This is a genomic window from Altererythrobacter sp. C41 (assembly GCF_016803135.1).
Lineage (GTDB): Bacteria > Pseudomonadota > Alphaproteobacteria > Sphingomonadales > Sphingomonadaceae > Pelagerythrobacter.
On sequence record NZ_JAEVFE010000018.1, the window covers coordinates 1 to 6,324 of the forward strand.

The 6,324-nt window shown below is 68.5% G+C and carries 4 protein-coding genes; all 4 read left to right on the plus strand.

Translation table 11 applies throughout. The features are described from left to right. Positions 1 to 121: 121 nt before the first annotated feature. Positions 122 to 1,705, plus strand: a complete 1,584-nt coding sequence (gene serA / locus JNO53_RS15140) for a phosphoglycerate dehydrogenase (RefSeq protein ID WP_203113571.1) — start codon at positions 122 to 124, stop codon at positions 1,703 to 1,705. A gap of 192 nt (positions 1,706 to 1,897) precedes the next feature. Beyond that, positions 1,898 to 3,004: an ATP phosphoribosyltransferase regulatory subunit gene (locus tag JNO53_RS15145; RefSeq protein ID WP_203113575.1), complete on the plus strand. Its 1,107-nt coding sequence runs from the start codon at positions 1,898 to 1,900 to the stop codon at positions 3,002 to 3,004. Positions 3,005 to 3,084: 80 nt separating this feature from the next. After that, the gene (locus tag JNO53_RS15150; protein ID WP_203113578.1) at positions 3,085 to 4,380 is read left to right on the plus strand and encodes an adenylosuccinate synthase; all 1,296 of its coding nucleotides are present in this window, start codon (positions 3,085 to 3,087) and stop codon (positions 4,378 to 4,380) included. Positions 4,381 to 4,452: 72 nt separating this feature from the next. Further along, a complete protein-coding gene (locus JNO53_RS15155; protein ID WP_203113581.1) occupies positions 4,453 to 5,427 on the plus strand; it encodes a winged helix DNA-binding protein in 975 nt (324 codons plus the stop codon). Positions 5,428 to 6,324: the final 897 nt, after the last annotated feature.

Here is a 6,324-nt window from a genome sequence, read left to right on the forward strand (position 1 = left end):
CGTGTGGGGGGTGGGGGGTGGGGGGGGCCCACGTCCCACTCCATTCCGCAACTTATTCAAGGGCCGGGCGACGAGTCCCCCTCTCCCCGGCCCTCTCCCCTGAAGGGGAGAGGGAGCTATCATGACCAAACCCAAAGTCCTCATTTCCGACAAGATGGACCCTAACGCCGCGCGCATTTTCGAGGAGCGCGGGTGCGAGGTCGACGTGAAGCCGGGCATGACGCCCGACGAACTCAAGGCCGTGATCGGCGAGTACGACGGCCTCGCCATCCGCTCGGCGACCAAGGCGACGCGCGAGATTCTCGACGCGGCGACCAATCTGAAAGTCATCGGCCGCGCCGGGATCGGGGTCGACAACGTCGATATCCCCTATGCCAGCTCCAAGGGCGTCGTCGTGATGAACACGCCGTTCGGCAACTCGATCACCACCGCCGAGCACGCGATCGCGCTGCTGATGGCGCTCGCCCGGCAGCTTCCCGCCGCCGACGCTGCCACGCAGCGCGGCGAATGGCCCAAGAGCGCGTTCATGGGCGTCGAGGTGACCGGCAAGACGCTCGGCCTGATCGGCGCGGGCAATATCGGCTCGATCGTCGCCAGCCGCGCGCTCGGCCTGAAGATGAAGGTCGTCGCCTTCGATCCCTTCCTTACGCCCGAACGCGCGGTGGAGCTGGGGATCGAGAAGGTCGATCTCGACACGCTGTTGGCCCGCGCCGACTTCATCACGCTGCACACGCCGCTGACCGATCAGACGCGCAACATCCTCAGCCGCGAGAACCTCGGCAAGACGAAGAAGGGCGTGCGCATCGTCAACTGCGCGCGCGGCGGCCTGATCGACGAGGCGGCGCTGAAGGACCTGCTCGACAGCGGCCATGTCGCGGGCGCGGCTCTCGACGTGTTCCAGACCGAGCCGGCGAAGGATTCGCCGCTGTTCGGCACGCCGAACTTCATCTGCACGCCGCACCTCGGCGCCTCGACCACCGAAGCGCAGGTCAACGTCGCGCTGCAGGTGGCGGAGCAGATGGCCGACTACCTCGTCAACGGCGGGGTCACCAACGCGCTCAACATGCCGAGCCTGAGCGCCGAGGAAGCGCCCAAACTGCGCCCCTACATGGCGCTGGCGGAGAACCTCGGCTCGCTGGTGGGCCAGCTTGCCCACGGCAATCTCGACAAGATCAGCATCGAGCGGGAAGGGCACGCCGCCGAACTCAGCGGCAAGCCGATCACCGGTGCCGTTCTGGCAGGCCTGATGCGCGAGTATTCGGACAGCGTGAACATGGTCAACGCGCCGTTCCTGGCGAAGGAGCGCGGGATCGACGTGCGCGAAGTGCGGCACGACCGCGAAGGGGTGTACCACACGCTCGTTCGCGTCACCGTGGCGACCGAGGCCGGCGACCGCTCGGTCGCGGGCACGCTGTTCGGTGCCGGCGCGCCGCGCCTGGTGGAAATCTTCGGCGTCGCGATCGAGGCCGATCTCAAGGGCGACATGCTTTACATCGTCAACGAGGACGCGCCGGGCTTCATCGGCCGCATCGGTACGCTGCTGGGCCAGAACGGGATCAACATCGGCACCTTCCACCTCGGCCGCCGCGACGCGGGCGGAGAGGCGGTGCTGCTGCTCTCGGTCGACCAGCCGATCCCCGACGAAGTGGTGAAGCAGGCCTGCGCGCTGGAAGGCGTGCGGATGGTGAAGCCGCTGGCGTTCTGACGATCCCTGAGGCAGAGCGGCGGCGTCCTTCGAGACGCCGCTTCGACAGGCTCAGCGGCTCCTCAGGATGAGCGGGCATCTATATTCCGTTCATCCTGAGGAGGGATTGAGCGAAGCGGAGGCCGAAGGCCGTAGTGTAGTCGAAAGCCCGTCTCGAAGGACAAGCTCAGGGCGAACGGATGAGGGGATGGAATGACAGACCCGGACGATCTCCTGCCTGAGGGTCTCGAGGACCGTCTCCCGCGTCAGGCCGCAGCGCTGACCGCGGCCATGCGCGGCGCGCTCGATGTGCTCGACTCGCACGGATACGACCGCGTGCGGCCGCCGCTGGTGGAGTTCGAGCGCTCGCTGGCCGGGCGGATGGACGGCGTGCAGCCGCGCCGCATGTTCCGCTTCGTCGATCCGGCGAGCCTGCGCACGCTTGCGCTCCGGTCCGACATGACGCCGCAGATTGGCCGCATTGCCGCGACCGGCCTTGCCGATACGCCGCGACCCGTGCGGCTGTGCTACGCCGGCGAAGTGGTCACGATCCGCGCCGACCAGCTCGATCCCGCACGCCAGAAGCTGCAGCTCGGTGCAGAGCTCGTCGGCAGCGACAGCGCCGAGGCGGCCGGCGAGATCGTCGCGCTTGCGGTCGAGGCACTGGAGGCCGCGGGCGCACGGGGCATATCGGTCGACTTCACCATGCCCGACCTGGTCGATACCCTGGCGGCCGACGCTCTGCCGATCCCGCCGGAGCAGGTCGACGCCGTCCGGCGCGAACTGGACATGAAGGATGCCGCAGGGCTGCGGCAGGCGGGCGGCGAAGCCTATGTTCCTCTGCTGTACGCGGCGGGAGAGTTCGACGACGCCATCGGCCGGGTGGCCGAAGTGGACAGCCACGGTGCGCTGGCAAGCCGGATCGAGGGATTGCGCAAGGCCGCGGCGCGCGTGCCGGCGGGCGTGCGCTGCACGCTCGATCCCGCCGAGCGGCACGGCTTCGAATATCAGTCCTGGTTCGGCTTCATGCTCTACGCCGCGGGCGTTCGCGGCGCAGTCGGCCGCGGGGGCACCTACTGCATCCGCGGGAGCGAGGAGCGCGCGACGGGCTTCTCGCTCTATCTCGACGGGCTCGCCGAAGCGGCGGCGGACACTCCGCGCCGCGACACGCTTTACCTTCCGCTCGGCCACGACAGCGGGGCGGCCGCGCGCCTGCGGGCGATCGGCTGGCGCACGATAGCGGCGCTGTCGGAGGGCGACGACGCCCGGGCCCTCGGCTGCACGCATCGGCTCGAAGGCACCGAAGTTGTACCGCTATAGGCGCCTCGCGCCTTGCCCTTACGTCCCTCACGGCCTAACGCCCGGCGCGTTTTGACCGCACAGGAGCAGGTAGTCGCCGAATGGCCAACGTAACCGTGATCGGCGCCCAGTGGGGCGATGAAGGCAAGGGCAAGATCGTCGACTGGCTCGCCAGCCGCGCCGATGCCGTGGTCCGCTTCCAGGGCGGGCACAACGCCGGCCACACGCTGGTGGTGGGCGACAAGGTCTACAAGCTCAGCCTGTTGCCCAGCGGCATCGTCACCGGCACGCTGTCGATAATCGGGAACGGCGTGGTCCTCGATCCGTGGGCGCTGAAGGCCGAGATCGAGAAACTCGAAGGGCAGGGCGTGACGATCACGCCCGAGAATTTCGCGATCGCCGACAACTGCCCGCTGATCCTGCCGCTCCACCGCGACCTCGACGGATTGCGCGAGACCGCGGCGGGCGCGGGCAAAATCGGCACCACCGGGCGCGGCATTGGCCCGGCCTACGAGGACAAGGTCGGCCGCCGCGCGATCCGCGTGTGCGACCTGGCGCACCTCGACCATCTCGAACCGCAGCTCGATCGCCTCTGCGCGCACCACGACGCGCTGCGCGCCGGGTTCGACCAGCCGCCGGTCGATCGCGAAGAACTGCTTGCCGACTTGCGCGAGATCGCGCCCTTCGTGCTCCAGTTCGCGCAGCCGGTGTGGAAGCGGCTCAAGAAAGTGCGCAAGGCCGGGGCGAAGATCCTGTTCGAAGGCGCGCAGGGCGTGCTGCTCGACGTCGATCACGGCACGTATCCCTTCGTCACCAGCTCCAACACCGTCAGCGGCACGGCGGCCGCCGGCTCCGGCTTGGGGCCGGGCAGCACCGGCTTCGTGCTCGGGATCGTCAAGGCCTACACCACGCGGGTCGGCAGCGGGCCGTTCCCGACCGAGCTGAGCGACGACGTCGGTCAGCGGCTGGGCGAGCGCGGGCACGAGTTCGGCACCGTCACCGGACGCCAGCGGCGCTGCGGATGGTTCGACGCGGTGCTGGTGCGGCAGAGCTGCGCGATCAGCGGCGTGACCGGCATCGCGCTGACCAAGCTCGACGTGCTCGACGGGTTCGACACGGTGCGGATCTGCACCGGCTATCGCCTGCACGGCAAGATCCTCGACTACTTCCCCTCGCACGCCGCCGATCAGGCCGCGGTCGAGCCGATCTACGAGGAGATGGAGGGGTGGCGCGAAACGACCGCGGGCGCGCGGAGTTGGGCCGACCTTCCGGCGCAGGCGATCAAGTATATCCAGCGCGTGCAGGAGCTGATCGAGACGCCGGTGGCGCTCGTCTCCACCAGCCCGGAGCGCGAGGACACGATCCTCGTGCGCGATCCCTTCGTCGATCGAGGCTGAATTACCTCCATTCTTGACTTAATCCCGCTTTGTTCTACTCGTGTTCGCAAGTAAGCTTGCGGAGACGAGTGCATGGGACAAGTGGATTTTGCCTACGACATGGTGGCGAACGGGGAGAGAGCGGCGCTCGCGGTGGCGATCTATGCCGACCGCATGGAGCAGCGGCAGGAAATCGGCGAGGACGCCATGGCCGCCGGGCTGCGCCTCGGCGAGCTGGGCTCGGTCGCGTCGTTGGCGGAAGGCGATCTGCGGGTCATGGCCGACGTGGTCGTGCTCGACTGTCCGGATGCCGACGCCGCCACGCTTGCCGCGCTTGCCCGGCTCGACGTGCGGGCCGCGCGCTCCGGCGCGCAGCTGGTGGTTTCGACCAGCATTGCTGCGCTGGAGCCGGTGTTCGGCTGTCTCGATCTCTCTCGGGCGCAGATCCTGGTCGAGCCGACGCGGGCGGAGCGGGTGATTGCACTCGGCAGCGCGCTTTCGGCCATTTCCGGTGCACGCGTGCGCGAACTGTCGGACGGCGACCGGCTGACGCTGATCCGCCTGACCGAGCAGGTCGGCGAGATTGCCGCGCGGCTGGATCGTCTGTCGGCCGGACTCCCCGAGAAATCGAATGTCTTCCGGTTCGAATCGCCCTCGCAGGACTATCGCGGCAGCGGGGACGGCGCGGAGCGCGAACTGCTGCGCAAGCCGCGCCCGCCGCTCCCGGACCCACGGCTGGTCCGCCGCATCATCCGCCAGCGGCGATTGCGCGCCAAATACTTCGGTGCGGAATTCTTCGCCGATCCCGCTTGGGACATGCTGCTCGACCTGACCGCCGCCCGGGCCGAGCATGCGCGCGTTTCGGTCAGCTCGCTGTGCATCGCAAGCGGCGTCCCGCCCACGACTGCACTGCGCTGGATAGGGCAGATGACCGAAGCCGGATTGTTCGAACGGCAGGAAGACGAAACCGACCGCCGCCGCGCCTTCATAACCCTCAGCGACCGCGCCGCCGATGCCATGGCACGCTATTTCGAGGAACTGGGGCGCACGGCGGAGGGGCTGGTCTAGGGCGCGTAAAGGGCGTGGCGGGTTGGCGTGGAGAGCTGTCGTTCAACGACGGGCCGTAATCAAATTGGTAAACCCAGCCGGGCGGGGATCGCTCGGCGGGACTCGTCAGCGGAGCTTCTCCTCCGACGGAACGATCAACGAAACTCGCTACCTGGCGAAGATCGGGGTCACGTGACACCAGCGCTGCGCCCGGCGCCGGTCTCACGCGGAGGCGGGGAGACGAGCGGGCGAAGAGGCAGAGAGGCGAGGGGGCGAAGAGGCGGGGAGACGTAGACGCCTAGAGGTGTAGAAGCGGGGAGGCCACTCCCTCTCCCCTCTGTCATCCCCGCGAAAGTGGGGATCCACGGACGAACGCCGGACAATGGATCCCCGCTTTCGCGGGGATGACAGGAGGGCAGGTAAGGCGGAGGCACGAAGGACGCAGACGCGGTGACGCGGAAACGCGTGGAGGAGCCTTTCCCGTTTGCCCCTCTTTGTCATCCCGCGCGCGGGGATCCAGGGACCGCCGTTGGACTATGGATCCCCGCGTGCGCGGGGATGACAAGACGGTGGGGTGGGTCGGGGACTGGGCGGGGCGGGTTTCCTCCCGCACCTTTGCCATCCATCCGTCATCCCAGAGAGCGCTGGGATCGCTCTCGGCAAGGTCGTACGGTGCTGCACGCGATCCCGGCGCTCGCTGGATGGCGTGAAGGGGGAGTGAGCGAGTGGGAGAGAGGGAGTAAGGGAGTAAGGGAGTAAGGGAGCGCATCCACCGCGTCCACGCGAGATCTTCCGGCGGCGAACCCGGATGCGTGACGCCTGGAAACTCGGATCGCGCGGCCGGTGCGGCATGCCAGGAGGCGTGCGCGCGGGGTCGGGCGGGTGGCGGTTTGCTTGCGAACGACCGGCGGACGGGCC